Origin of the sequence: Gluconobacter albidus (assembly GCF_002005485.1) — a bacterium.
GTDB classification, from domain to species: Bacteria; Pseudomonadota; Alphaproteobacteria; order Acetobacterales; family Acetobacteraceae; genus Gluconobacter; species Gluconobacter albidus.
In genome coordinates this window covers 2,536,612-2,561,298 of sequence record NZ_CP014689.1, presented here as the reverse complement: position 1 = coordinate 2,561,298, position 24,687 = coordinate 2,536,612, and the positions used below count along the sequence as shown (strand labels likewise).

The window sequence follows — 24,687 nt, the reverse complement described above, 5'->3', positions numbered from 1 at the left end:
GGGATACGGCCAGTTCCGATCCCGTTCCTTCTGCACATAGTCCTGCCTTACGCCCGGTGCAAGGGGATTACGTTCAATCCTTTGTCGCGCGTGCGATGTCGGGGGCCTGAGCCTCTTTCGCAAGAGCCGCAACGGCCTCGTCGAGCGAGAGAATTTCCTGCGTCGCGCCGCCCAGACGCCGCATGGCGACCTTGCGTTCCTCGGCTTCGCGACGACCCACCACAAGGATGACCGGAACGCGCGCCAGGCTGTGTTCGCGGATCTTGGCGTTGATCTTGTCGCTGCGGATGTCGGTCTCGACCTGGAGTCCCGCGGCCTTGAGGGTCGCGGCGACTTCGTTGGCATAATCGCCAGCGTCGGAGACGATTGACGCCACAACAACCTGCGTGGGTGCCAGCCAGAGCGGGAACTTGCCGGCATACTGCTCGATCAGGATACCGATGAAGCGCTCAAAACTGCCGAGAATCGCGCGATGCAGCATGACCGGACGATGACGGTTGCTGTCCTCGCCGATGTAAGAGGCGTCCAGACGCTCCGGCAGAACGTAATCCACCTGAAGCGTGCCGCACTGCCAGTCACGACCGATGGCATCCGTCAGCACGAATTCGAGCTTCGGACCGTAGAACGCGCCTTCGCCCGGATTGTACTCGTATTCAACGCCCGCGATCTCGCAGGCTTTCTTGAGCGAGCCTTCCGCACGATCCCAGACCTCGTCCGAACCCGCACGCGTTTCCGGACGGTCGGAGAACTTCACGCGGAAGCTCTCGAATCCGAGATCCGTGTAAACTTCGGCCAGCATCTTCACGAATTTCGCGGTTTCGTCCGCGATCTGGTCGTCCGTGCAGAAGATATGGGCGTCGTCCTGCGTGAAGCCGCGCACACGCATGATGCCGTGCAGGGCACCTGACGGCTCGTAACGGTGACAGGCGCCGAATTCCGCCATCCGCAGCGGCAGCTCACGATAGGAGCGCAGGCCGTGACGGAAGATCTGCACGTGGCACGGGCAGTTCATGGGCTTGAGTGCGAGGGTCTTGTCTTCGTCCTCGACGGTCGCGATGAACATGTTCTCGCGATACTTGTCCCAGTGGCCCGAGGCTTCCCAGAGCGCGCGATCCACGAGCTGCGGGGTGCGGACTTCCTCGTAGTTGTTCCGCTCCTGCGCACGGCGCATGTAGTCCTGAAGGACCGTGTAGAGGCGCCAGCCCTTGCGGTGCCAGAAGATCTGTCCGACGGCTTCTTCCTGAATGTGGAAGAGGTCCATTTCGCGCCCGATGCGGCGATGATCGCGCTTCTCGGCTTCCTCAAGGCGCAGGAGATGGGCGTCCAGCTCCTTCTTGTCGCGCCAGGCGGTGCCGTAGATGCGGGTCAGCATGGGGTTGCGATGGTCGCCGCGCCAGTAAGCGCCAGCCACGCGCATCAACTTGAACGCCGTGCCGACATCGCCGGTGGTGCGCAGATGCGGGCCACGGCACAGGTCGAGCCATTCGCCCTGACGATAGATCGAGATCTGCTCGTCTTCCGGCAGGTCCTGAATGAGCTGGGCCTTGAAGTCCTCGCCCTTCTCTTCAAAGAAGCGGATGGCTTCGTCACGGTCCCAGACCTCGCGGACGAACGGCGTATTGGCCGCAACGATCTCGCGCATTTTTTCTTCGATGGCCGGGAAGTCTTCCGGGGTGAACGGCTTCTCACGGGAGAAATCGTAATAGAACCCGTCCTTGATGCTCGGCCCGATCGTGACCTGCGTTTCAGGCCACAGGGACTGCACGGCTTCGGCCAGAACATGCGCCGCGTCATGGCGAATCATTTCCAGCGCGTCTTCATCCTTGCGGGTGACGAACTTTACGGACGCGTCACTGCTGATTTCGGTGCTGATATCGACGGGCTTGCCGTCCACTTCCATCGCCATGGCTGCCTTGGCGAGGCCCGGTCCGATGGAGGCGGCGATCGTCGTGCCCGTCACCGTCCCGTCGAATGTGCGGACGCTTCCGTCGGGGAGTGTGATGGCGGGCATGGAGATCGCTCCTGTGCGAGTGGGAACGGCAGATCGCTCTGCCGAAAAATGAACGGGTAAATGGCCTCAATCCCCGTCCCGCCGCAACCCCCAGACGGACAGTCGGACCGTTTTCAGGTCGCTTTGTCTATCCGCAGCACGAGCGCAGGCCCATCATGGGGATCGGGCTGCCGCCCTTCGTCCCATCCGAGCGTGACATAATGGATGAGGGGCCAGATCCCGTAATAGTCGTCCTGCGTCACATCCGGGTTGCTTTGGGCATAATACAGCGGATCGAAAACCCGATACTCGTGCTGTTGCCCGTTATCGCGTGCCCGATGGGCCACAAAGCCGGACGGGATGCTGAGGGGAGGGTGCGGAACGCTCTCTCCCGTGCCCAACAGGATGTCCGGATCAACACCCAGATCCCGAAAGCGCTGCGCGATCATGGGCGCATACAGATCCGGCGTCAGGCTGTAACTGGCGAGAAAGTCCTGATAGCTGGCGTTGAAATAATAATGCAGATGCGTGCCGTCTTTGGGATGTTCAGGCTGTGCGCCGGTGTCCGTGGCGGTCAGTTTCTGGCGGGCGAAACGACGGATGTCTTCGTAGTCCGGCCGGTTGTGCAGATGCAGATACACGAAAGGCGTGCGGACATAACGGTTGGGATAAATGCTCTGCGGGTTGTGAAAGCCGCGGTCCAGACTGACGATCGTATGCGCCCGGAACAGACCGCGCCGGACAATCTGGGGCCGGTAGTAATCCGGTGCTTCCGGCACGTTCAGCAGCAGGCGTTCGGTGATGAAGGTCGCGTTTTCCTGCTTCAGATAGTCGAACTGCCGTCGAATAACGTCCGGGTCGAGCGAAAGCTGGTCCAGAAAAACCGTCAGGAACTCGTCGCAGTCCAGCGGGACGGCAAAATCGTAGGACTCTTCTGCATCCCACTGACGGATGATGTTGGCGATGACCTCGCCTTTGTGCAGGAAATCGCTGTGCGATGCGTGATCGCGGATGATCCGCACGCCCTTTTCCTCATACCGGCTCTGGATCTCCAGAACGGCGGGGTCAGTCGAACCATTGTCGATCACGGTCAGGCTGGGAAAACCGAAAATCGCCGCGTGCCACAGAATCCACGGCTCCAGCAGGGTCGCCTCGTTCTTCTGCATCATGACGCAGCGGATTCGGGTCATCGGGACAGCAGGGCGTCCATGCAGGTCTCGACCCGTTCTACGGGCAGCATCGCCAGATCGGGCACCACGATCAGCTCCGTCCGGCCTGCCGTAGGGGTGAGGGGTGCCGTCAGGCGCGGATCGCTGTCCGGGCCGAAAAGCGTGAGGCAGGGTGTATCCATCGCGGCCGCCAGATGCATCGGGCCGGTGTCGTTGCCGATCACGAGGCAGGCGCGGTCGAGTACGCCCGCGAGTTCGACCATCGTGGTCTGGCCCGTCAGGTCGAGGGCTGCTGGGCAGACGCGCAGAATGTCCTGGGCCAAAGGCGCTTCGGTCCGGGTTCCTGCGATGGCCGGACGGATGCCCTTCGCGGCAAGGGATTTTGCAATTTCGGCAAAGCGGGCACTCGGCCATCTTTTCTGGGGGCGGTGAGGGGCTGCGCCCGGTACCAGAACGGCATAGGGGACAGCAATGTCCGGCCCATAGCCCTGAAGCCAGCGCGGAACACTGCGCGGCAGGGGGGTGACCCCGGCATCATGCAGCTGGTCGTCGAGCCGGGCCAGCGTGTGCATGGCGTTGCGTGATGGATTGCCGTGCGGATGGCAGCAGCCATCGGAAATGCCAGACCAGTTTGCGGGCTGTCCTGCGAGGCGGAAATAGGTTTTGGACCGTCCCGAAGTCTGAAGATCGAAGACCCGGTCATAGCCGCGCAGCTTGCGCGACAGGCGCCACAGCCCCGGCAGATTGCCCATCGACGGGCGGTCATCCGTGAGGACTTCGTCGAACCATGGCGCGGCGCGGGCCAGATCCACGAAAGGCGCGGTCGTCAGAAGGTTCAGCGTGGCGTGGGGGAAGGCAGCCCGGATGGACGCGAAAGCGCTGAAAGCCTGAACGAAATCGCCCAGCGCGCCGAGCTTTATGACAAGTATGCGACTCATGAGCCGACTTTAGCAGGGTGTTGCGGAACGCCAACCGTTCCCGGCTGGCGTTCCGCAAAGAAAATCGACCCTGTGGCCAATTAGGCCGTGGTGTCGACGCCCTGCGGTGCTGCAGCCGGTTCGCCCTTGGCGACCACGACCATGGCGGGCTTCAGCAGGCGTCCCTTGAGCAGCCATGCTGGCGTCCAGGCCTGCATGACATGGCCTGACGGATGCTGGTCGGACGGCTGTTCCGCCATCGCCTGATGCAGGTTGGCGTCGAACGGCTTGCCGGTAGGGTCTTCGCAGGTGATGCCGTTGCGTTCGAGAATGCCGAGGAACGAACGCTGTGTGCCCTCGATTCCCTCGCGCAGCTTCGTGATGAGGACGTCCTCACCTTCTGTCTTTGCGGGCAGGGAGGCCAGACCGCGCTCAAGATTGTCAGCGGCTTCCACCACGTCGCGGGCGAATTTCTGGATGGCGTACTGGCGCGCATCCTCGATGTCGCGCTTGGCGCGGGCGCGGATGTTCTGGCTTTCGGCCTCGGAACGGACCCAGCGGTCCTTGAGTTCCGCAACCTGGGCTTCAAGAGCCTCGATCCGGGCTTCGGGAGTCGTCTCTTCCAGCGTTTCTCCGCCAGTTTCGTTCATGCCCGGCGTTTCGTGGCCGGAGGTCTCGACGCCCTGTTCAGGCACGTCGTGGGCCGTTTCCGGCGAGGCGTTGTGGTCTGTCATGTCACGACCTTCTTTGGTGGGACGGGCCATCATGCGGCCCCGTTCTTCTTCAGGAGATAACGCTGATTGTCCTAAAGACAAGGGTTGCGCCGTCGCATAACGACGCATCATGTCATTGAAAAGCCTATTTTCCGCCATCATGGATCATGGGTTATAGGTAAAAAGCCGCAACAGTTCTCAGCAGACGGACCCCTCATGGAGACGCCCCGAACCCCCTACGCGCCGCCCGCGCCTGCCTCGCAGACGCCGCCCGGAGCTTCCGCCGCGCCGATCATCGCGCTGGTGGACGATGACCGGAACATTCTCGCGTCCGTCCAGATGACGCTCGAAGCCGAAGGATTTACCGTCCACACCTATACCGACGGCGAAAGCGCGTTGCAGGGCATCACCTCGCGCCCCGTCAGCCTTGCGGTTCTGGATGTGAAGATGCCGCGCATGGATGGCATGGAACTGCTCCAGCGCCTGCGGTCGCGCTCGAACCTGCCGGTCATTTTCCTGACGTCCAAGGACGAGGAGCTGGATCAGCTCATGGGCCTGCGTCTGGGGGCTGACGACTACATCACCAAGCCCTTCTCCCAGCGTCTGCTGATCGAGCGCATCCGCGCCCTGCTGCGCCGTCAGGATGCCAGCCGGGCCGAGGCCACGGGTGTGGCAGCCGTTGGCTCCGCCATCGTGCGGGGCAAGCTCTCGCTGGACGAGACGCGCCATCAGTGCCTGTGGGACGGGCAGGATATTGCGCTTACGGTCACGGAGTTCCTGCTGGTCAAGGCTCTGGCCCTGCGTCCGGGGATGGTGAAGTCGCGCGATCAGCTCATTGATGCCGCCTATGGCGACAATATCTATGTCGATGACCGCACAATCGACAGCCACATCAAGCGCGTCCGCAAGAAGTTCCGTCAGGTGGACGACGAGTTCAACCAGATCGAGACGCTGTACGGCATCGGCTACCGCTACCGGGACGAGTAAGCGCGCGTGGATGATGATTCGGGGGCTTTTCCGACAGGCCATATTCTCGATGCCGACCGGCTGGAACAGGGCCGGGACCGGCGGCGTGCCGAATCGGCCCGGGCTGCTCTGCGGGCGGGGCTGGGCGAGTCCCTGCGGAAGGTCGGCGCAAAGATCCTGAAGCGCCTGCGCCCGCGGCGGGCTTCGGAAATCTCGCTATCGCGGCGGCGTCTGGCGTCCCCGCTTCTGGTGCGGATCCTGCTGCTGAACGCCCTGCCGCTCGCTCTTCTGGCCGTCACGCTGCTGTTTCTGGACCAGTTCCAGAACGGCCTGCTGGAAACCGACGTCAACGCCCTGCGTGAACAGGCGCATATTTATGCAGGTGCCCTTGGCCAGTCCGCTGTGCGGGTGAACGCGCACGGGCCGGGCCATCCCGCGCCCGGGGGTAATCTGGAGCTGGATGTCGCGCAGGCCCGGCCGCTTCTGGCCAGCCTGACCGAACCGAGTCCGAATGCTCACGCCCTGCTGTTCGATCCGGATGGCAAGCTTGTCGTGGACAGCCGTACAGCCTCTCGCCGCAAACAGGACCATGCGCTCCCCGACCCCGTCGATGGCACGCCGTGGCAGCCGCCGCGCAACAATATTCTGGAAAGTTTCTACGACTGGCTGCTGTCGCTCCTGCCGCTGACCTCCAGCGAGGAAGTCACGCTCGACACCAACGATACCGCCATGGACGGCCCGCATGATGCCCGGCCGCTCCAGTCACAGGCCGAGCTGCCGCCCTTTATCCGACGGACAAAAGACCATCAGCTTGTCGTGACGGTGGTGGAGCCGGTCGTGCGTGATGGCGTGACGGTCGGGGAAATCCAGCTGACGCGCCATGCGCCGGAGGTGGACCGCACGCTGTTCGCCGTCCGCTCCTCGATCCTGTCGCTGGTTCTCGCGGCGCTTGTCGTGACGGTGCTGCTGTCGTGGTATCTGTCGCTCACGATCGCCCGCCCGCTCCTGACGCTGGCGCGGGCGTCCAACGACATGCGCGAGACGGATGGCCGCAAGGACCTGGTGCCCGAGCGGCTGTTGATCCGTCGGGACGAGATTGGCGTTCTGGCCCGCTCGCTCCGGGGCAGTGCGCTGGCGCTCTGGGCGCGGATGGACGACATCGAACGCTTCGCCGCTGATGTGAGTCACGAAATCAAGAACCCGCTTTCCTCCATCCGCTCCGCTATCGAGACGTTGCCGCGTATCCAGATCGCCGAGCGTCGCGAACGGCTGATGGGGATCATCAACAGTGACGTCAAACGGCTGGACCGTCTGATTACCGACATTTCCGACGCCAGCCGGATTGATGCAGAGCTGTCCCGCGTGCGCCCCGAGCCCGTTTCGGTCGTGGCGCTCCTGTCCATCCTTGCGGAAATGCACCAGACCACCCGCCGGGAAAACGACCCCGTGCTTCGGCTGGACGTCCGCGATCAGGACCCGCCGCTCAAGGCGCTGGCCGTGGAGGACCGTCTGGTTCAGGTGTTGCGGAACCTGATTGGCAACGCGGTCTCGTTCTCACCGCCGAAGGGCATCATCGCCTTGCATGCCAGTGCGCGCGATATTGCCGGGAGCGGGCCCGGGACGGGGAGCGTGGTGGAAATCACCATTACCGATCAGGGCCCTGGCATTCCGCCCGGAAAGCTCGACAGCATTTTCGACCGTTTCTATTCAGAGCGGCCCCAGACCGAGAACTTCGGCCAGCATTCCGGCCTCGGGCTCGCGATCAGCCGGCAGATCATTCACGCCCTGCGCGGCAATCTGTTCGCCGAGAACCGGATGGATGCGTCCGGTGCGATCCGGGGTGCCTGTTTCGTGGTGCGGCTCCCCCGCGCGTCCTGATGCTGCCAGCCGGGCAGCGCTCTGGATGCTGATCGCTGGCTCCGGGGACAGGCCTGCAATCGCGCCCGGAACAAGGGCCGCCGCAAAAGGCAGCGCCAGAACCAGGGCCGCAAAGGCGGGCCGGGACACGGGTCTCACTTCCCGGCGGAAAGGGCGAGGAGCACATGGCCGTTCTGATGGCCGCTCTGATGAAGGGTGCGCTGCTGGTCCCGGAGGGCGTAAAGATCTTCATGGGCATGGCTGAAAGCGTCCTGCTCGCAGTCGGCAGCTTCGGTGTCCGGCAGCCAGTTGTCCTGAATGAGCTTCTGGCAGACGGCATGGGAGGCGCGGGCAATCTTCTGGTTGGCGATTGTCCAGTCCCGCGTGGCCGTGAGGTCCAGCGACGAGAGGTCGATTTCCGTGCTGGTCGTACCGATCCCGGTGGGAGCGGCATCAGCGGCCTGAAGCGGCAGGGCAAGGCTGGCGGTGGAGAGCGCGCAGAGCAGCAGAGTGGAAAAACGGATCATGGCACGACGTTCCTGAAGTCAGTTCCGACGCTGATTGCGTCTGGAAATCTTCAATGCAGGAAGCGTGCCAGTTTTTATTTTCGCTCAGAAAAATTCGATTTCATAAGGATTGAAAACGAATTGTTCCGATAAAATTACAAAATACGCCATGAAGTGGCGTATTATCCCATTATTCGTGTGGTGTAGCTGTCAGGCTGAGGGCGATGCGCTGTTCGGGAAGGGGAAAACGCTGTACGATCCGCAGGGTCAGTGCGGGTTTGGCCGCACCCAGAGCCTCATTCAGGGCTGCCTGGCACTGGCTGAAGGTTTGCCCCTCGCGGATCATCGCCGCGACATGCCGGGTGTGGTCCAGCGTGAGGCCATGATCGGCCAGCGCCAGAGAAATGGCCGAGAGTGCCGCCTGACATTCATCCGCCAGCCGTCCGGGGCGATCCCCTTCCGGGCTGAAGCCGCTGAAATCGGTGCAGGTGACCTCGTCTCCATGTACGGTGACGGTCGGGGAAGGGGAGGATGCGCCCATGGTGGTTCGGACTCCTGATCCATGTCAGAGGTCCGTCATGCCCCTGTCCGGCTCAAGGTCTTAGTCTGCTCCCGAGGAGGTCGCAATCCGTCATGTCCGTTCCACCATCCCTGTCTGAAGGTTCGGTCCATGCAAGTTGTGTGGCGTGGAACGGGGCGGGTGTCCTGATTTCAGGGCCATCTGGCTCGGGGAAATCGGAACTGGCCCTGCGGCTGATGGACGCGGGTTTTGACCTCGTGGCGGATGACCGCGTGCTGCTCGATGGCGCGGTCGCCTCGGCCCCGGCGCGGCTTGCGGGACTGATCGAAGTCCGGGGCGTGGGAATTTTACGGACACCTTTTGTCACGAAGGTGCCAGTGAGTTTGCGGGTGTGTCTGGGGCAGGGACAGCCGCGTCTTCCCGAGGCGTGTCGGGATCCCTGGACGGGGGCGGTGATGCTGTCTCTGGAGCCCGGTTTTCCGGGAACGGTGGCGCGGATCAGGGCGGCTCTCAAGGCCTGTTGCGGCTCTTACGAGTGGGTCGCAGGGGCGGGAGAAAATGTTGAAGAAATGTGAAGATGTGAAATAGTTCCGTACCGAAAGAAAAAAGGCTAGAGTGTGGCATGGCATCGGCGAACCATCCCGAGTCTGGCTCCTTATCCGGCTATGGTCACGGGTCCCGTCGGATCCTGATCGTGACGGGTCTGTCCGGGGCGGGAAAATCATCCATATTGCGGGTTCTGGAAGATCTGGGTCACGAGGTCGTGGATAACCCACCCCTGAACCTGATCCAGGCGCTCGCCTCACGCGCCGGACAGAATCTGGCCATCGGGATCGATGTCCGCAGCCGCGGGTTCGAAGCCTCCCGCGTTCTCGAAGAACTGGAGCGCCTTCGCCTCCTGCCTGACTGTGTGGTGCAGCTTCTCTACGCCACCGCCGAGCCTGAAATCCTCCTGCGCCGCTTTACCGCCACGCGTCGCCGCCATCCGCTGGTCACCAGCGGCACTATCCTTCCCGGAATCGAACAGGAAACCGCCCTTCTGGCCCCCCTGCGCGCCAATGCGGATCTGGTCATCGACACGTCCGACCTGCCCTCGCCGGAGCTGCGCCAGCTGATCGAGACGCGCTTTGGCAGCGCGCACGGAGACGGGCTGACGGTTGCACTGATGTCCTTTGCCTATCCGTCGGGTCTGCCGCGCGAGGCGGACATGGTTTTCGATGCACGTTTCCTGCGTAATCCGCATTATGATCCGCTCCTCCAGCCCATGACCGGACTGGATGAGGCAGTGGTGCAGTACGTGAAGTCAGACCCGGCCTATCCCGCGTTTTTCGGACATATCCAGAGCCTGCTGGAGCTCGTGCTTCCCCGTTTCGTCGCGGAAGGCAAGAAATATGCCACCATCGCCATCGGATGCAGCGGCGGGCGCCACCGTTCGGTGACGATCGTGGAAGAACTGGCCCGTATTCTCCCCAAAGCCATGCCGGTCGGGCCGATGATGGTGCTGCACCGCGAACTCGCCCGCAAAGGCTTGGCCCCCCGGCGCTGGGCCGTCCCCCCGCAGGACCCTTCACAGGATCTTTCTTTACAGGACAGAACGGTATGATCGGACTGATGCTGATAACGCATGGGCGTCTTGGCGATGTCCTGCTGGAAACGCTGGTCCATGTCGTGGGTCCGCAGACGCAGGTCGGTGTTGTCGGCGTTGGAGATGACGATGATCCCGCCATGCTGCGCCCGGCGGCTGAGCGCCTGCTCCAGCGCCTCGATACTGGCGATGGCGTTCTGGTGCTGACCGATATTTTCGGAAGTTCGCCCTCCAATCTGGCGCTGTCACTGCGGGAGCCGGGGCATGTCGAGGTCGTGTCGGGCGTGAATGTGCCGATGCTGGTCAAGCTGGCGAAAACGCGCCGCGATCTGGATCTTGCAGGCTGCGTGGAAAAGGCCACAATGGCGGGGCGGAAGTATATCGCCGTGGCGTCACAGCTTCCCGCTCCCTGCCTCCATGGAGGGCCGCGTGCCTGTACGCTGCCGGTTCATTGAATCGAGTTCGCTGAATGAGTGATACGACCCTGTCCGTTCCGCCGCGCACTGTCAGCATCGTCAACCATCTGGGCCTTCATGCCCGACCTGCCGCCAAGATCGTGACCACTGCCGAGCGTTTCGATGCCGAGACCACGATTGCCCACGGCTCCAATGTCGTCTCCGCCCTGTCAATCATGGGTCTGATGATGCTGGGGGCTGGGGAAGGACAGAGCGTTACGCTCCGTGCGCACGGGCCTCAGGCGGTCGAGGCGCTCGACGCTCTGCAAGCCCTGATCGCGGATGGATTTGGTGAGCGTGACTGAAGCTCCACCCCGGCGCCGCTCTTCCCGGCCGTCTCGCCGCAGCGCATCGTCAAGTACGTTCCTTCAGGGCAAGGCCATCACGCCCGGTATGGCGCTCGGTCCCGCCGGACGTGTTGAGGAACTTCCCCTTCCCGACATCACCGAACGCTACAGCGCCATCGGTCCGGAGGCGGAGAACGTCCGTCTGGACGAAGCCATCGCCCGGGCGTTCCACCAGATCGAGAAGATGCGTGACCGGCTGGTCGGCCTGCCGGAAGAGGGCCGGGCGGAAATTGCCTCCCTTCTGACGGTCTATGAACGCATGCTCGGCCCATCGCGGCTGGTGCGTCAGGTGCGGGAGCGGATTGCGGGTGAGGGGCTCTGTGCGGAGGCGGCCGTTTCGGACGTCACGGAGGAGCTGGCGGCGCAGGTCTCGCGCATGGCGGAGGCCGTGGCGCGGGAGAACAGCGCACAGGACGCCGACGCCAATCTGCGTCTCGCGGGTGAGTTCGAGGAAGTCGGGCGTCGCCTGATGCGGAACCTGACCGGAATTTCCTACCGCGCTTTTTCCAGCCTGCCTCCCGGCTCCGTCCTGGTGGCGGAGCAGCTTCGACCGGCCGATGTCGCCATGATCGACCCCGCGCGCATCGCGGCGGTCGTCACGCAGGGCGGGGGCGGGGCGGACCACACTGCGATCCTGCTGCGCGCGCTTGATATTCCTGCCATCCTCGCCGTGCCGAACCTCATGGCGCAGGTTCAGGAAGGCGAGATGCTGGTCGTGGACGGGCATCTGGGGACCGTCACGCTGTCGCCCAACGACACCGAACTGCGTCTGGCGGCGGAAGCCGCGCAGCGCGAAGTCAGGGAAAAGCGGGCGTTCGGGCGGCTCAAGCGCCTGCCAGCCCAGCTTCAGAGCGGCGAGGACATCGAGCTTGCGGCCAATCTGGAACTGCCGGCGGAAATGCCGATGCTGCTGCGCAATGGCGCGAAGGGCATTGGCCTGCTCCGTAGCGAGTTCCTGTTCGGCGAACGCGAGGACCTGCCGGACGAAGACGGCCAGACCGACGCCTATCGTGCCATCGTGCAGGCCATGGACGGCCGCCCGGTCACGATACGCGTGCTGGACTGGGGGGGCGAGAAAGGCCGGGCCTGCATGCGCAGGCTGGGTCTGGCGGAGCAGGTCGCGGATGGTGGAAATCCTGCGCTGGGCCTGAGGGGCGTGCGTCTGCTTCTGCGGGTGCCGGACGTGCTGGAGACGCAGTTCGCCGCGATCCTGCGGGCCGCTGAGCCTGAAGCGGGTGTGGCCATCGGGCCGGTGCGGATTCTGTTGCCCATGGTGACGGCCGCCGACGAAATCGTGGCAGCGCGGGAGATTTATGACCGTGTCGTGCGGCGGCTCAGGCGCAAGGGCCATACCCTGCCCGATCCGCTGCCGCCGCTGGGAATCATGATCGAAACCCCCGCCGCGGCACTCACGGTGGATACACTGGCCCGGCATGCCGATTTCATGGCGCTCGGCACCAATGACCTGACGATGTACACGCTTGCCGTGGACCGTTCGGATTCCATGGTGGCGGACCGCTACAGCCCTCTTCATCCGGGGGTGCTGCGGCTGATCGAGGCGGCGGCGGATTCGGCCCTGAGGGCGCGGCGTCCGATTTCGGTCTGCGGGGAAATGGCGTCTGATCCGCGGGTGGTGGCGCTGCTGATCGGTCTGGGTCTGCGGTCTTTTTCCATGAATTCAGCCTCCCTGCCGCGTGTGAAGCGCCTGATCCGAACTCTGACGCTCGAAGGCTGCGACCAGCTTCGCCGCCAGGTCATGCTGGAAAGCGATCCGGCGGTGATCCAGGATCTGGTGCGGCAGTTCGCAACCTGACACTGTTTGCGCGTGGGTCTCTCGGCAAAGCGGGGCGGGGATGCCATATTGACGTTTATGCCGGATTCTTCTGCCACTGCTGATACGCTCGTCTTTTCGCCCGAGGTCACACAGCGCCTCGACCTCACGGCCGAGTGGTGCCAGCGCAACGGGCAGCGCCTGACCGAGACGCGTCGTCAGGTGCTGGGGCTGATCCTGTCCAGCGAGAAGCCGTCCGGGGCTTATGATCTTCTGGCCAGACTGCGCCCGGCCCACCCGAAAGCCGCCCCGCCCACCGTGTACCGGGCGCTGGATTTCCTGCTGGAAAACAGCCTGATCCACCGTCTGGAGCGGTTGAGCGCCTTCGTGGGCTGTTCGCATGCCGTGGAGTGTCCGCATGGCTGCAACCACCATGACGAAGGCGGAATGCACCGGGCGCAGTTTCTGATCTGCCGGGGCTGTGACCGGGCGTGGGAGCTGGAGCAGGAATCCATTGCTCCGGTCCTGACCCGTGCGGCGCAAAGCATGGGCTTCAGGGCCGAGGCGGCGACCGTCGAGATTGAAGGCCTGTGCGTGGCCTGCCAGAAAGCCGGTATCCAGCCGGTACGCCGCCCGAAAACCGCTGCAGGCTGAGACGCATGGGCCGCCGTCGTTCCCCGTCGTCGGCACCACTGTTTGAAACGCTGCCCCAGTCCCGCCGCCCGCGCGCGCAGAACACGCCGCCTCGCGTTTCTTCCACCTCGACCGACCAGCCGGATCTTCTGGGCTGGACGCCACCGCTGACGCATCTGGACGCAAATGAGGTCGAGGCCTGTCTGCTGAACCCTGTCGGGTTCCGTGCTCCGTCGGGGGAGGCATTTGTGTATCATCTGACGGATATCGTCAGCGCCAGGAGGTTCGCGGAAAATGGCCTGCCTCTGACGGAAAGCCTCATGTTCCGCACGGCCGCGCATCTGGCGCAGGATCTTGCGGATGCTCCGGTTGCGGAAGATCTGGGCATCGTGCGTGTCCGGCGGCGTCTGATCCAGCCCTGGCTGACGGCGGATCGTCAGGACGGCCGTCCGTGCTATGTGCTCGGTCCGGAAACATCATGAGAGGCAGGGAGAGTATCATATGGCAGCACAGTCGGGCCTTCTGGCCGAGGTTACGCGCGGCGGACGCGTCGAATCCCATCATCTGGGCCGGGCGGTCGTCGTGGATGCCGATGGTGGCGTGGTCTGGTCGTGTGGGGATGTGGACGCAGCGGTGTTTCCGCGGTCGACCGTCAAATCCCTGCTGGCGATCGAACTGGTGGAAAGCGGTGCGGCGGACCGTCTTGGCCTGAGCAGCGATGCCCTGGCGCTTGCCTGCGCCTCGCATGGTGGCGAGAAAGCCCATACCGAAATGGCTGCCACGATGCTGGCGTCGGTCGGCCGCGATGTCGGGTCTCTGGAATGTGGAACGCACTGGCCGACCTATGAACCGGCTGGCCGGGCGCTGGCGGCCGCGCATCAGGAGGTCTGTCCGCTGCATAACAACTGTTCGGGCAAACACGCGGGCATGGTGTGCCTCTCCTGCGATCAGGGCGTCGATCCGACCGGCTATATCGACCCGTCCCACGAGATCCAGCGCCGCGTGACGGATGTGCTGGCCGCCATGATGGACACGCCGCATGATGACGCCAACCGGGGCATGGATGGCTGTTCCATGCCGACCTATGCTGTTCCGCTGAAAGCGCTTGCGAAAGGTTTTGCAAGATTTGGAGCTGGAACCGGATTGTCCGAAGGGCGTTTCCGTGCGGCCACACGTCTTCGTGAGGCCGTGGCGGCCCATCCGTTCATGGTCGCCGGGACGGGGCGCTATGACACGAAAATCATGGACCGGTTCGGCACGCGGGCTTTTGTGAAGATGGGCGCGGAAGGCGTGATGATCGCGTCCCTGCCGGAGCTGGGACTGGGTCTGGCCATCAAGACCGATGATGGCGCCAACCGCGCGGCGGAAGTCGCACTGTCCGCCCTGCTGCGTCGCTTCGGGGGTGAGACGCTGTGCCGGGACGCCGCAGACCGCGACATTCTGGACGCAACCGCTGTGCAGACCATGCGGAACTGGAACGGGTTCACCGTCGGCGAACTCCGCAGTGCGCTCACGCTGTAAACGGTTTTGTGTTATAGGTTACGGATATGACATCCGCCTGAAAGATTGATGTCATTTTATGACTGAGCAAGAGGAACGCACTGCCCTATGAACGATCAGCCCGGAATGACAGAGACCATTTCGCCGCAGGATGACAACAGTACATCCATTTTCGACGCAACGCGCTTCAAGATCATTGCCATCGGTGTGATCGCCGCGCTGGCGGGTCTCATGTCCGGGCTTGATATCGGTGTGGTGGCAGGGGCGCTGGACCTGTTCGGCAAGGAATACAACGCCTCCACCATCGCACTGGAATGGGTTGTCAGTTCCATGATGGCCGGGGCGGCGGCAGGGGCTCTGAGTGCGGGCTGGATGTCCAAGACCCTCGGACGCAAACACTCACTGATTGTGGGAGGCACGATTTTCGTGATCGGCACGATCGGCTGCGCCATGAGCTGGTCGGTCGCGTCCATGATTTCCTTTCGGGTTGTCATGGGCATCGCGGTCGGGATTTCCGCTTTCACCGCCCCGCTGTATCTGTCCGAAATTGCCAGCGAGGATGCACGCGGGGCGATGGTCTCGACCTATCAGCTCATGGTGACGGTCGGCATTTTCATCGCCTTCCTGTCCGACACGTATTTTTCCTATAGCGGCAACTGGCGCTGGATGTTTGGCGTGGCGGGCATTCCGGCCATTCTGTTCCTGATCGGCGTGCTGTTCCTGCCCTACAGCCCGCGCTGGCTGATGGCGCAGGGACGTCACAAGGAAGCGCGGCAGATCCTGCTCGACCTGCGGGATGACCCGCTGACGGCCGCGAAGGAAATCCGCGCCATCCGCGAGCAACTCGAGACGAAGCAGGAGGGTTTCAAGCTCTTCCGCACCAATCCCAACTTCCGCCGCTCCGTGGCGCTGGGCGTGATGCTCCAGATGATGCAGCAGCTCGCAGGCATCAACATCGTCATGTATTACGCGCCCAACATTCTCGCGGCGGCGCATTTCGATCCGCAGTCCCAGATGTGGTGCACGGCCATCATCGGTCTGGTGAACATGCTGGCGACCTTCGTGGCCGTGGGGCTGGTCGATCGCTGGGGTCGTAAGCCGATCCTTTATGCGGGTTTTACCGTCATGGCGTTTGGCATGGGCATTCTGGCGCTCCTGCTCCAGACCGGCATGACCACGCAGTCCTCCCAGATCGCGGCCGTATTCCTGCTGATGATTTTCTGTGCAGGGTTTGCCATGTCGGCCGGCCCGCTGATGTGGGTGCTGTGCTCCGAAATCCAGCCGCTCGGCGGTCGTGACTTCGGGATCGCCATTTCGACCTTTACCAACTGGATGACCAATCTTCTGGTCGGGGTGAGCTTCCTTACCCTCATGCAGACCCTCGGTACGGCCGGCACGTTCTGGCTGTTTGCCGGACTGAATGCCCTGTTCCTGCTGCTGACAATCCTGTTCGTCCCAGAGACGCGGGGGATGTCCCTTGCCGTCATTGAAAAGCGGCTCATGTCGGGCGTGAAACTCCGCAAACTGGGCCGCTGACATCTGCGGGCCATCACCATCGCGTGATCTTGCGCCCGGCCTCTCTGGTCGGGCGTTTTCATTTGAACCTTCCATCAGGAGACGCGCTTGAGCGAATTTTCCAGATCCTCCCAAGGCTCCAGCCCGGTCATCGGCAGAAGTGGCGTCCTGCTCGTCTATGCGCTGTACATCGCCCGTTTCTTCACGGGGATCAGCCTTTTGGCGGGTGTGATTGTGGCCTATCTTTTGCGCAGATCAAGCGTCGGGGTTGAGCGGATGCATCTGAACTGGCTGGTACGCCTGTTCTGGTATGACGTCGCTTTCATCATTGGTTCCGCCGCCCTGTTTCTGGCGTGCTTCCTGACGGAACCGCCCGGAAGTTCCGGTCCCGGCCAGCTTCTGTTCCTGCTGCCGATCGGCATTTTCGCGATCTGGAACATTGTTCTGCTGGTCTCGCTGGTTGTGGGCGTACGGGGGATTCTCGCAGGAAGCGGGCCGCTTCCCGAACGTTTCCGGGGATTGGCGGAATAGGTCTGCCGGGAACTGGCGTAATCCGCCATTTTCCAAAACGGCCAGACGGACTCCATTTGTCAGAATGGCTGGAATCCGGATCTGGCACGGTTCATGCATCAGGGTTGCTGTCGAGTTTTTCTCAGAGGAATATCTCCCTCATGTACGCATCCTACGCCCCTTACGAACCCGCAGGCCGCTATGGCCGCGGCGATGACGCCCGGAGCGGCCGCGATCTGGTCCTGCTGATCTACGCGCTGTATGTCGCCGGATTTTTCACGGGCGTGACGGCCCTGATTGGCGTGATGATCGCGCATAAAAGCCGTCGTTCCGCCACGGGCCTGACGCGCACGCAGCTCGACTGGCAGGTGCGGATGTTCTGGTACGGTTTGCTCGCCCTGACTGTGATCGGGACCATCCATTTCATGGTCGCGGGTCTGGGCGCCATCACGGGCGGCCTTGGACTGGTGTTCATGGTGGTGCCCTGGGGGCTGACACTGGCCTGGGGCATTCTGACGGCCTGGGCGATTGCCCGTGGTGTGCACGCCGCCCTGCTGAACCGCCCTGTTGCAGGCTGCTGAAGTCCGAAAGGTCCTGACCATGAACCGCTTTGCGCTTTCCCTCCCTGTCCTCGCACTTGGCACCGCACTGGTCTTTCCGGTCTGCGCCGCGCCTCTGAACCAGTCCTCGACTTCGGACGACATTTCCCTGTCTGCCCTGCCAGAGGGCGGAAAAATTTCCAGCATCAGCGGAGATGTCAGCATCGGGACGTCAGATGGCGCACTGTCCGTGAGGACCGTCAGCGGCGATATCCATATCAGGCAGTCCAGAGGGCCGCTCGACGTTCATACGGTCAACGGTACGCTGGATGTGGATCATGCGACGACTGCCGTCGAAATTCGCAGCGCCAGCGGCGATGTCACGCTCGATCACTCTGACGGCGCGACCTCGATCCGTACCATGAACGGTGACAGCACGCTCAACCATGCCACCCGTGATGTCATGCTCCGCAGCGTCAGTGGGGATACGACCCTCACGCTTGAGGCCGCACCGCAGATGCGCACGATTGATATCGGCACGGTTAGCGGCGACATGACGCTCAACCTGCCTCATGGCTTTGGCGGGACCTTTGACATCCACCTGAGACAGCGCCGCTCGGACAAGACGCTGCCGCTTGAGCAGTCGCTCGGTTTGACGGTGCAGACAGGAAACTGGGAAAAGGAATCCGGCGGGTCAGAAGAGGTCCGTACAATCACGGCCACCGGCAAGGTCGGGGATGGCCGCGATCACGTCATTATCCACAGCGTACTTGGAACCCTGAAGCTCGTTCAGGACTGAGCCGCTCCCTCGCAGCCCATCCGTCGCAGCGTCTCCGCCATGAAATCCGGCGGGGATGCTTCCGCAGCGAGCGTGTCGGACGACAGGTTCAGTTCCAGACTACGGGCCAGAAGATGCAGCCCCGGCAAAAAAGACCCTGCCGAAGCGCCGTAAACCGCATCGCCAAGGATCGGCGTTCCCAGTTCCGCGCAATGGATGCGCGCCTGATGGGTCCGCCCCGTCAGCAGCTCCAGCTCCACCCAGCACAGATTTTTGCCACGTCCCAGCACACGCCAGCGCGTCCGGGCCTCATCGCCCTTCGCGTCCACAACCATGCGCCAGCCCGAGGGACCGGACTTCCGCAGAAGCGGCGCGTCGATCTCGCCGCTGTCCTGCGACAGATTTCCTACCACAACCGCCCAGTAGAGCTTGCGAACCTGCCGTTGCTGAAACGCCGCCTGCGCCTCGATCAGCGCTGTCTTGCGTCGTGCAACCAGCAGGCAGCCGGACGTGTCCGTGTCCAGCCGGTGCGCCAGCCACGGTCCTCCACGCGGATGTGGGAGCAGCCGCGTTTCAACAGAATCCTGCGTGGAGGGGCCGGGGTGGACGGCCAGACCGGTGGGTTTGTCCAGAATCAGGAAGCGCGGGGTTTCCAGCAGGATGGGGAGGTCTGCTCCTGGATGAAACGGGGTGCGTGGGCCTTCCGGAGCGTTGGGGGCGGTCTGTTCTGGCAGACGGCGGGGCTTGTGTGAATTGCGCGCGGCTTTTGCGCGTCGGATCCGGTCTTTCCGGTCAGTCTTCATGGTCTTCCTTGCGGCGGACAAGGATTTCGCGTTTGCCCACATGGTTTGCGGCACCGATGATGCCTTCCTTTTCCATCTGGTCGATCAGCTTGGCCGCGCGGTTATATCCGATGGAGAGGTGGCGCTGGATGAAGCTTGTGGAGGCGCGGCCTTCGCGCATGACGATGTCCACGGCCTGGTCGAAGAGGGTGCCTTCACCGTCACCGCCCGAGCCGCTTCCTGCCGTCAGGCCGCCCGCGCTGTCGTCGTCCTGTCCCGACACCACGTCGTCGTTGTAGATCGGGTCGCCCTTGGAGCGCAGATCGGCCACGACGGCTTCGACTTCATCATCGGCCACAAACGGGCCATGGACACGCGTGATGCGGCCACCGCCCTGCATGAAGAGCATGTCACCCTGGCCCAGAAGTTGTTCGGCGCCCTGTTCCTGAAGGATTGTGCGGCTGTCGAACTTGCTGATGACCTGAAAGGAGATCCGGGTCGGGAAGTTCGCCTTGATGGTGCCGGTGATGACGTCAACGGACGGACGCTGCGTGGCCATGATGACGTGGATGCCGGCGGCGCGGGCCTTCTGGGCCAGACGTTGCACGGCCGTCTCGATTTCCTTGCCCGCGACCATCATCAGGTCGGCCATTTCGTCGATGACGACGACGATATAGGGCAGGTTTTCCGTGGCGACCTGCTGTTCGTCAAACACCGGGCGGCCCGTTTCGGGGTCAAAGCCGGTCTGGACGCGTTTGGTGACCATCTCGCCCGAAGAGCGGAGCTGGTTCACGCGTTCGTTGTAGCCGTTGATGTTGCGGACCTGAAGCTGCGCCATCAGGCGGTAGCGGCGGTCCATTTCCTGCACGGTCCATTTGAGCGCGCTGACGGCCTTGGTCGGTTCCGTCACGACGGGGGTCAGGAGATGCGGAATTCCGTCATAGATCGACAGTTCGAGGATTTTGGGGTCGATCATGATCAGGCGGCACTCTTCCGGGCTGAGCCGGTAGAGAAGCGACAGGATCATGGCATTCACGCCGACCGACTTACCCGAACCCGTCGTACCCGCGACGAGCAGATGCGGCATTTTCGCAAGGTCGGTATAGACGGGAACGCCGGCGATGTCCTTGCCGAGCGCGATCTGCAGGCGGCCGTTTCCGTTCTGCCATTCCGGCGTGCGGAGCAGTTCGGAGAAATAGACCGTCTCGCGCTTGGCGTTGGGCACCTCGATGCCGATGACGTTGCGTCCAGGCACGGTGGCGATACGCACGCTCAGAACCGAAAGCGAGCGTGCCACGTCATCGGCGAGCCCGATCACGCGGGACGAGCGGATGCCTGGTGCGGGTTCGAGTTCGTATAGCGTGACGACCGGACCGGCATGGATGTCGCCAATCGTGCCCTGTACGCCGTAATCGGCCAGAACGCTCTCCAGCAGGCGGGCGTTGGATTGCAGCGTTTCCTGCGAAGGGCCCGTCACGGCATGCGGTGGCGGCGGGTTCAGCAGGGCGAGCGGGGGCAGTTCCCAGCCCGTCGCCACGGCATTGCGCGGCGCGGCAGGGCGGGGGGCAACAGGTTCGGGCGGACGTTCCGGACGGCGCATTCCGAACAGGCCGCGCTTCTGCGGTTCGGGTTCGGGCGGCGTGTCGATGCTGCTCTGGGGCAGTTCCTCGTCCATTTCGTCGTCGATCTGACGGCGCACGGCTGGCAGCGGCGTGTCGCGCTGGCGGGCGATCTGGGCCAGACGTTCGGCATAGGGATTGGACGGCGCGTCTTCTTCTTCCGCAGGCGTGATCTGGCGGGCGCGGGCGGCTGCGGCTTCCGTCCGGCTGACCGGGCGCGTCTCCGCGGCGGGCTGGCTGTAGGGATCGTCCTGCGTGTCCATGGGGGGCTGCATCCAGCCGGTGTTCTGCGGCACGAATGGCGCCGGACGCGACTGCGGATCGCTTTTGCCGAAGCTGCGGCGCAGGAAGGACAGGGGCGCTGCATCCGCGGCGGGAGCGCCACCGGTGGGGCTTGGCTGGAATTCGTACAGGCGCGGGTCGGGCGCGGGGCGATCGGATGTCTGCGGGCCGTTCATGCGTTTTGCGATTGCAAAAGGCTGGCGGCCCAGAACCATGGCCGTCTTGCCCAGAGCGCGCCATTCGCGGGCTTCGAGACCCATTGCCAGCGGCAGAAGCAGGCCCATCAGCAGCAGGACGAGAAGAACGGCAATCGCATTTCCGGCGGCCCCGGCTTCGGCATGGGCGGCATCAAGCAGGCGGTGGGCAAAGGAGACGCCCATTTCCCCGCCCAGACCGCTGGCGGTCGGCCAGCCGACCTGCAGGCCGGGGATGAGAAGCTGGAGCGTACCGATGAAGGTCGCGGCGGCGGGGAGCAGGGCGAGGGCAGCCACGATCCGCAGGATCGGAAGGCTCATGCCGTGATGGCGGACCATGCGCCAGGCCCAGGCCAGCAGGATGACGATCGGCATGCCGCTGCCGAGGCCGAGCCACTGGATCAGACCATCCGAAATGGTCGCGCCCGTGCGCCCCAGAAGGTTCGTCGGCTGCGTTCCCGTCGAGGTGTTGAAGGACGGATCGTGCGGATTGAAGCTCCACAGCGCGATCCCGACCGCTACGGCGAAGATCAGCAGGACCAGCCCGAGAAGCTCCATGCAGCGGGCGCGCAGGGCGCTGCGCAGTTTTGGTGTCATGTGCCGGTCATGCGCGTCGCGGACGATGTTGCGCACTGTACTGGTCGATCGGCTGAACGCGGCCAAGTCTCGTCACCCCGTCGGTTTTCTGGATTGCGGCTTGTAAAATTCACTCTGAACTATAGCCGACAGGGTACTGAATACAGAGGGAAAATTAAGGAAAAGTGGAGGAATGCTTCCAGATTGTCACCTTTGCCGCGCCAAAACGGCGTTCACAGAGGATTTCTGGCGTGAGTGTGGGCATAAAGTGTTCGGAAGGTGGCATGATGGGCGTAAATTCTTCCGTGGCGCCCGTTTCGGCCACGATCAGCGCGCCCTGCGCCAGCCAGCCGTTCCGCGCGAGCGCCCGCAGACCCGATTCGACAAGTCCCTTGCCATAGGGCGGGTCAAGGAAAACCAGCGTGTAGGGTTCCTGCGCCTTGGGCGGATGCGTGACGCTGCAACTCAGCACGCGGGAGCGGTCCCGGGCTTTGCAGATGTCCAGATTGATCCGCAGGGCCGCGAGTGCGCTGCGGTCGCGTTCGATGAACGCGGCTTTTTCCGCGCCGCGGGAGAGGGCTTCGAGCCCCAGTGCGCCGGTTCCGGCGTAGCAGTCCAGCACGAAGGCCTTCTCCAGCTCCTCCTGCCCGTACCATGGCGCATGGGCGAGCATGTCGAAAATCGCCTGCCGCGTGCGGTCCGATGTGGGGCGTGTGCTGGTTCCAGACGGCGCGGTCAGGGCGCGGCCCTTGTTGTCTCCTCCAACGATCCGCATGAATCAGCGCGTCCGCTGACGCTTCGGGGCGGGGAGGTCCGGCATCTGTTCGCGCAGGGTCTTGCCGGGGACTTCTTCCAGTTCGCGCGCCTTGAGTGAGCCGAGCTGGAACGGGCCGTAGGACAGGCGGATCAGGCGGCTGACATGCAGGTTCAGACCTTCCATGACGCGGCGGATTTCGCGGTTCTTGCCTTCGCGCAGACTGACCGTGAGCCAGGCGTTGTCGCCTTTTTTCGAGTCCAGCGCCGCTTCGATGGAGCCGTAGCGGACGCCGTCATACTCGAAACCGTTGACCAGCGAGGCCAGACGCTTTTCGTCCACGACGCCGAACACGCGCACGCGGTAGCGGCGGACCCAGGCATTGCCCGGAAGTTCGAGGCGGCGGGCCAGTTCGCCGTCATTGGTCAGCAGCAGCAGACCTTCGGAATTGATGTCGAGGCGCCCGACACTGATGACGCGCGGCAGGCCTTCGGGCAGCGTGTCGAACACGGTTTTGCGGCCTTCCGGATCCTTGTGGGTCGTCATCAGGCCGTCGGGCTTGTGATACCGCCACAGGCGCGTGCGCTCGGGGGAGTCCACGGGTTTGCCGTCCACCAGCATGATGTCGCCCGGCTGCACGAAAGTCGCCGGATGCGTGACGATCTGCCCGCCCAGCTTGATGCGTCCGTCTTCGATCATGCGCTCGATATCGCGGCGGCTCGCCACGCCGGCGCGGGCCAGCGCCTTGGCGATGCGTTCGCCTTTCGGGGCGGCCGTTTCCGGTTCGGAGCCGGTGCTCTCGTGCATCTCGGTCTCGGGCATCTCGGGGGCGGTGTTTTCGGTGTTGTCGTCGGTCATCGTGCAGTCTCCACAAGCGCCGCATACAGGCGACGGTCGCCGGGGTCGAGGGAGAATTCGGGGTGCCACTGTACGCCAAGGGCGAAACCGGGGCCATCAAGCTCGATCGCCTCGATGGTACCATCCGGCGCATAAGCGCAGATTTTGGCCCGTCCGGGGTCGCGCACGGCCTGATGATGCGAGGAGTTCACGCTCATGCGGTTCACCCCCACGATCTGCGCGAGTTTCGTGCCAGAGACGATGTCGATCGCATGGCCGGGTTCGTGGCGGGGGTTGGGCTGTTCGTGTTGCAGATCTTCGGGCAGGTGCTGGATCAGCGTGCCGCCGGCTTCCACGGCCAGAAGCTGCATTCCGCCACAGATGCCCAGAACCGGCTTGCCCTGTGCCATTGCGGCCCGCAGCAGGGCCAGTTCGGCGGCGGTGCGGGAGGGGCGCGGGCTGGTCAGCGGATGGGGCGCCTCACCATACAGCGCGGGATCGACGTCGAAGGCACCGCCTGTGACGATCAGTGCGTCCAGCCGCGCCATCAGGGCTTCGGCGTCGCAGCCGTAACCCAGACAGACCGGAATCCCACCCGCATCGCTGACGGCTGTCAGGTAGTTTTCCCGCAGCGCATGGAAGGGGTAACGCGAGAACTGCCCCGGGCCGCCGGGTTCATGATCCAGCGTCAGACCGATCAGCGGCGCGCGATGCGAAGGGGATGGACGGGGGAGGGTCATGCGCCGCATCATCGCATCATGATTCAGGATCAGACAAGGATTCAGACGGATATCGGCCCGGCGATGCAGACCGCGTTGCAGGCTGCGCGGGAGGCGGCGTCGTGTGGGGAAGTGCCGGTGGGTGCGGTCGTGCTGGCGCCTGACGGACGTGTTCTGGCGGTGGCGCGCAATCATGTGGAGGGCGCGCATGATGCGTCTGCCCATGCCGAGCTTCTGGCGATGCGCGAGGCGGCCGCGTGTCTGCAAAATCCGCGTCTGACGGATTGCACGCTGGTTGTGACGCTGGAGCCGTGTCCGATGTGTGCGGCGGCGATCGTGCATTTCCGGATCGGGCGCGTCGTGTTCGGGGCCTATGATCCCAAGGGCGGGGGCGTGGAGCATGGGCCGCGCATTTTCGAGCGCCCGTCCTGTCTGCACCGCCCCGAGGTCATCGGCGGCGTGTGTGAACGCGAGGCGTCCGGGCTTCTGAAAGACTTTTTCCGCAAACTCCGCAAACCCATCGCAGAATGACGCGGTGGAAGGCTGAATTCACAGTCCGTCACGAACTTACGGATGTTTCACCCTGCGGCCAGCTTGTGGAACGGGAACGGGGTTCATAGTTCAACGCTATAAGCCACGATGTTTTTGCAACA

Annotated in this window: 26 protein-coding genes; 15 read left to right on the top strand and 11 right to left on the bottom strand. The window is 63.5% G+C overall.

The genetic code is table 11. The features are described 5' to 3' along the window. Positions 1-73: 73 nt before the first annotated feature. The 4 genes from thrS to A0U94_RS11695 all read right to left on the bottom strand — a co-directional run bounded on the left by thrS (position 74) and on the right by A0U94_RS11695 (position 4,843). Complete coding sequence (thrS, locus tag A0U94_RS11710; protein ID WP_077803464.1) at positions 74-2,011, bottom strand: threonine--tRNA ligase; 1,938 nt, start codon at positions 2,009-2,011, stop codon at positions 74-76. 113 nt (positions 2,012-2,124) lie between these two features. Further along, positions 2,125-3,180, bottom strand: a complete 1,056-nt coding sequence (locus A0U94_RS11705; RefSeq protein WP_077803463.1) for a glycosyltransferase family 2 protein — start codon at positions 3,178-3,180, stop codon at positions 2,125-2,127. Continuing rightward, entirely contained in the window at positions 3,177-4,097 is a 921-nt protein-coding gene (locus tag A0U94_RS11700; protein ID WP_077803462.1) for a glycosyltransferase family 9 protein, read from the bottom strand. The genes A0U94_RS11705 and A0U94_RS11700 overlap by 4 nt, the downstream gene beginning before the upstream one ends. Before the next feature lie 80 nt (positions 4,098-4,177). Further along, positions 4,178-4,843 (bottom strand): nucleotide exchange factor GrpE, encoded by a 666-nt coding sequence (locus tag A0U94_RS11695; protein WP_197460377.1) that lies wholly within the window; start codon positions 4,841-4,843, stop codon positions 4,178-4,180. Between the two features lie 162 nt (positions 4,844-5,005). Here A0U94_RS11695 and A0U94_RS11690 point away from each other — a divergent pair, with 162 nt between their 5' ends. Next, positions 5,006-5,776 carry a response regulator transcription factor gene (locus A0U94_RS11690; protein WP_062031216.1) on the top strand — a complete coding sequence of 257 codons (771 nt, stop codon included), beginning with the start codon at positions 5,006-5,008 and terminating at the stop codon, positions 5,774-5,776. A 153-nt stretch (positions 5,777-5,929) separates the two neighbouring features. Beyond that, positions 5,930-7,633: a stimulus-sensing domain-containing protein gene (locus A0U94_RS11685; RefSeq protein WP_369827262.1), complete on the top strand. Its 1,704-nt coding sequence runs from the start codon at positions 5,930-5,932 to the stop codon at positions 7,631-7,633. A 134-nt stretch (positions 7,634-7,767) separates the two neighbouring features. On the opposite strand, the gene A0U94_RS11680 is transcribed toward A0U94_RS11685, so the two are convergent. Both A0U94_RS11680 and A0U94_RS11675 read right to left on the bottom strand, forming a co-directional pair. Beyond that, entirely contained in the window at positions 7,768-8,139 is a 372-nt protein-coding gene (locus A0U94_RS11680; protein WP_077803460.1) for a UrcA family protein, read from the bottom strand. Positions 8,140-8,308: 169 nt separating this feature from the next. Further along, the gene (locus tag A0U94_RS11675) at positions 8,309-8,659 is read right to left on the bottom strand and encodes a RidA family protein (RefSeq protein WP_077803459.1); all 351 of its coding nucleotides are present in this window, start codon (positions 8,657-8,659) and stop codon (positions 8,309-8,311) included. A gap of 92 nt (positions 8,660-8,751) precedes the next feature. Here A0U94_RS11675 and A0U94_RS11670 point away from each other — a divergent pair, with 92 nt between their 5' ends. From A0U94_RS11670 to A0U94_RS11615, 12 genes are all read left to right on the top strand, one after another. Continuing rightward, complete coding sequence (locus A0U94_RS11670; protein WP_077803458.1) at positions 8,752-9,213, top strand: HPr kinase/phosphorylase; 462 nt, start codon at positions 8,752-8,754, stop codon at positions 9,211-9,213. Positions 9,214-9,260: 47 nt separating this feature from the next. Beyond that, positions 9,261-10,241 (top strand): RNase adapter RapZ, encoded by a 981-nt coding sequence (gene rapZ, locus A0U94_RS11665; protein ID WP_062031228.1) that lies wholly within the window; start codon positions 9,261-9,263, stop codon positions 10,239-10,241. Further along, positions 10,238-10,678, top strand: a complete 441-nt coding sequence (locus tag A0U94_RS11660; RefSeq protein WP_077803457.1) for a PTS sugar transporter subunit IIA — start codon at positions 10,238-10,240, stop codon at positions 10,676-10,678. Before rapZ ends, A0U94_RS11660 begins: the two co-directional genes overlap by 4 nt. 14 nt (positions 10,679-10,692) lie before the next feature. After that, entirely contained in the window at positions 10,693-10,983 is a 291-nt protein-coding gene (locus A0U94_RS11655; protein WP_062031235.1) for an HPr family phosphocarrier protein, read from the top strand. Continuing rightward, positions 10,970-12,838 carry a phosphoenolpyruvate--protein phosphotransferase gene (gene ptsP, locus A0U94_RS11650; protein ID WP_276329209.1) on the top strand — a complete coding sequence of 623 codons (1,869 nt, stop codon included), beginning with the start codon at positions 10,970-10,972 and terminating at the stop codon, positions 12,836-12,838. Before A0U94_RS11655 ends, ptsP begins: the two co-directional genes overlap by 14 nt. Positions 12,839-12,895: 57 nt before the next feature. Then, on the top strand, positions 12,896-13,450 hold the full coding sequence (locus A0U94_RS11645; RefSeq protein ID WP_062031242.1) for a Fur family transcriptional regulator: 555 nt from the start codon (positions 12,896-12,898) through the stop codon (positions 13,448-13,450). Positions 13,451-13,455: 5 nt separating this feature from the next. Continuing rightward, positions 13,456-13,911, top strand: coding sequence for a hypothetical protein (locus A0U94_RS11640; protein ID WP_077803455.1), 456 nt, complete (start codon positions 13,456-13,458; stop codon positions 13,909-13,911). A 19-nt stretch (positions 13,912-13,930) separates the two neighbouring features. Further along, entirely contained in the window at positions 13,931-14,950 is a 1,020-nt protein-coding gene (locus A0U94_RS11635; protein WP_077803454.1) for an asparaginase, read from the top strand. Between the two features lie 87 nt (positions 14,951-15,037). Then, the gene (locus A0U94_RS11630) at positions 15,038-16,465 is read left to right on the top strand and encodes a sugar porter family MFS transporter (RefSeq protein ID WP_077803453.1); all 1,428 of its coding nucleotides are present in this window, start codon (positions 15,038-15,040) and stop codon (positions 16,463-16,465) included. Positions 16,466-16,552: 87 nt separating this feature from the next. Beyond that, on the top strand, positions 16,553-16,975 hold the full coding sequence (locus tag A0U94_RS11625; RefSeq protein ID WP_062029939.1) for a hypothetical protein: 423 nt from the start codon (positions 16,553-16,555) through the stop codon (positions 16,973-16,975). A 140-nt stretch (positions 16,976-17,115) separates the two neighbouring features. Then, positions 17,116-17,535, top strand: coding sequence for a hypothetical protein (locus tag A0U94_RS11620; protein ID WP_077803452.1), 420 nt, complete (start codon positions 17,116-17,118; stop codon positions 17,533-17,535). Continuing rightward, complete coding sequence (locus tag A0U94_RS11615; protein ID WP_244178002.1) at positions 17,522-18,292, top strand: DUF4097 family beta strand repeat-containing protein; 771 nt, start codon at positions 17,522-17,524, stop codon at positions 18,290-18,292. The genes A0U94_RS11620 and A0U94_RS11615 overlap by 14 nt, the downstream gene beginning before the upstream one ends. Here the strand turns inward: A0U94_RS11615 and A0U94_RS11610 are convergent. The 5 genes from A0U94_RS11610 to A0U94_RS11590 all read right to left on the bottom strand — a co-directional run bounded on the left by A0U94_RS11610 (position 18,283) and on the right by A0U94_RS11590 (position 24,067). After that, positions 18,283-19,074, bottom strand: coding sequence for an RluA family pseudouridine synthase (locus A0U94_RS11610; protein ID WP_077803451.1), 792 nt, complete (start codon positions 19,072-19,074; stop codon positions 18,283-18,285). The two genes, A0U94_RS11615 and A0U94_RS11610, sit on opposite strands and share 10 nt — an antisense overlap. Continuing rightward, entirely contained in the window at positions 19,064-21,781 is a 2,718-nt protein-coding gene (locus tag A0U94_RS11605; protein ID WP_077803956.1) for a DNA translocase FtsK, read from the bottom strand. Before A0U94_RS11605 ends, A0U94_RS11610 begins: the two co-directional genes overlap by 11 nt. A gap of 118 nt (positions 21,782-21,899) precedes the next feature. Next, complete coding sequence (rsmD, locus tag A0U94_RS11600; protein ID WP_062107513.1) at positions 21,900-22,499, bottom strand: 16S rRNA (guanine(966)-N(2))-methyltransferase RsmD; 600 nt, start codon at positions 22,497-22,499, stop codon at positions 21,900-21,902. A 3-nt stretch (positions 22,500-22,502) separates the two neighbouring features. Beyond that, positions 22,503-23,285 carry a pseudouridine synthase gene (locus A0U94_RS11595; RefSeq protein WP_077803955.1) on the bottom strand — a complete coding sequence of 261 codons (783 nt, stop codon included), beginning with the start codon at positions 23,283-23,285 and terminating at the stop codon, positions 22,503-22,505. Positions 23,286-23,332: 47 nt separating this feature from the next. After that, positions 23,333-24,067, bottom strand: coding sequence for a gamma-glutamyl-gamma-aminobutyrate hydrolase family protein (locus A0U94_RS11590; protein ID WP_077803450.1), 735 nt, complete (start codon positions 24,065-24,067; stop codon positions 23,333-23,335). Positions 24,068-24,073: 6 nt separating this feature from the next. Here A0U94_RS11590 and A0U94_RS11585 point away from each other — a divergent pair, with 6 nt between their 5' ends. Further along, positions 24,074-24,565, top strand: coding sequence for a nucleoside deaminase (locus tag A0U94_RS11585; protein ID WP_208611640.1), 492 nt, complete (start codon positions 24,074-24,076; stop codon positions 24,563-24,565). The last annotated feature ends 122 nt before the right edge of the window (positions 24,566-24,687 follow it).